The sequence below is a fragment of the Candidatus Hodgkinia cicadicola genome, assembly GCF_002774925.1.
The window spans coordinates 1-1,759 of sequence record NZ_NXGO01000067.1 but is presented as its reverse complement, the minus strand read 5'-3'; the positions used below and the strand labels follow the sequence as shown (position 1 = coordinate 1,759).

Genomic DNA, 1,759 nt, shown 5'->3' with positions numbered 1-1,759 from the left:
GACAAAACCAACATGGATAAGTTCGATCAATATACTCATATGTTTAATTTATTCGGTTGTGGTATGTTGTTGGTAGTAAATCTGTTAATTATAACTCATTGTTGTCGGTTCGAACGTTTGGTACTCAAACACAACGAGGTAAGTCATATCCGTATTCGGTCTGTTAAAATAACAACAAAAAGTTAACATGTTTGTTCGGTGGCTGATTGGATCTGGATGTTTAGAGGAACAAAATCATCGGGATTAGTACCAAATATATGTTTAGCAAATATATTAACTGTATCCGACATTCCGTTGAAACGATTAATCGGGGTATCGAGTATTTATTTAATGTTTAGTGATAGATGTATTCATATCTGTAAAATGTTATAACATCAATGACCAACATGTTAACAACGACCACGGATAATCTGTTAAACACACAACGACAACTAGTCGTCGGATTGGTACCAATGGAGTATAAAATAAACAAAATAATATCTTTAGATGGTTATATCTTGGCATCGGTCTTAGGAGTTACTCGTTACACAAGTACACTGTTCAGTTTTACAACCGAGAGATTGGTAATGTTTGGGTTTAGATCCGGTGAGTATGTAACGATGGGTTTGGTAATCAGAGGTGAATTAGTATTCAGAGATTATTATATATGTAGTCCGACATGGTCTAACAAGTTAGAATTTTATTCAATGGTAACACCGAATGATTTGTTTTCATCGTTCCTCAAAATGATTACCACTAGTAGTTCAGTCATAATTAAGAAGAAAACGTCAGGATGTTTGGTTATGGAAGCACTGAATCCGGGTAACCGTTTGTTTCTGTTATGTACGGACATTGGAGTAGCGGTTGTTAGTAGTATAATATCAGAACCAAAAACATATGCCAACTTCAACGAAGTTATAGTTGTTATGACTTGTAAATATATTCAAGAACTTCAATATTTTAGTGATAAGCTGAAGCAACTAAGACAAACACCGCAGGTCAAGCCATATGCAAGACATAAACTGAGAATTTATTTAAGTGTAACACATGAACCATATCCATATTCTGGTGAATTAACATGGTTGATAAAATCCGGAACACTTATAGCTGATTTAAACACATATAATTTTGATAAGATGGATAGATTTATGATATGCGGTTCGAAAGAAACAACGTTGAGTGGTTTAAATCTGTTGAAGTCATTAGGTTACAACGAGGGAAGTGTACGTTATCCAGGTGATTTTGTATACGAAAAGATATTTGTTGATCAGACGTTTAAATTGATTTCGGAACTTAACAGCTTATTAAAATGGTTAAAGATGGATCCTTCGAACGAACATACTATGGCACTATTAAGTTTTAATTGCTCGATATCTTCACCATTTCATCTACAATCCTGTTATTAACACTATTTATTAATCTTATCGAAACTAAACGTTTAATCGTTCAGTATCTTACCGTCACATAAGCCAACATCCTTAACGGATTACAAGCGAATAAATTCTTATCATTACTTTGTTGTTAATCATGGGTTATTAAGATCTTCGAACGTTGTTAACATTTTATCAGTTAGTTCATTGTTTATTAAACCATTATAATCCATATCCGAACTATTCGGTATAACATCTTAAGGTATAACATTTGGTATATTGTGGTTTTATGATATTTATAATATAGATAAGTGGAAACTTTATTGACGGCTTACAACACTTGATGTTAACCAACCTCCATGTGACATCAGTCACTACCATCTTGTTTTAAATTAATCCAAACGTTTGAT

The 1,759-nt window shown here is 33.0% G+C and carries 2 protein-coding genes; both read left to right on the top strand.

The window, feature by feature from the left end:
• The coding region (locus MAGTDC_RS04845; RefSeq protein WP_278046955.1) for a hypothetical protein at window positions 1-186 on the top strand (186 nt) is incomplete at its 5' end.
• Window positions 187-377: 191 nt separating this feature from the next.
• Window positions 378-1,385, top strand: a complete 1,008-nt coding sequence (locus MAGTDC_RS02745; RefSeq protein ID WP_192573141.1) for a ferredoxin reductase domain-containing protein — start codon at window positions 378-380, stop codon at window positions 1,383-1,385.
• The last annotated feature ends 374 nt before the right edge of the window (window positions 1,386-1,759 follow it).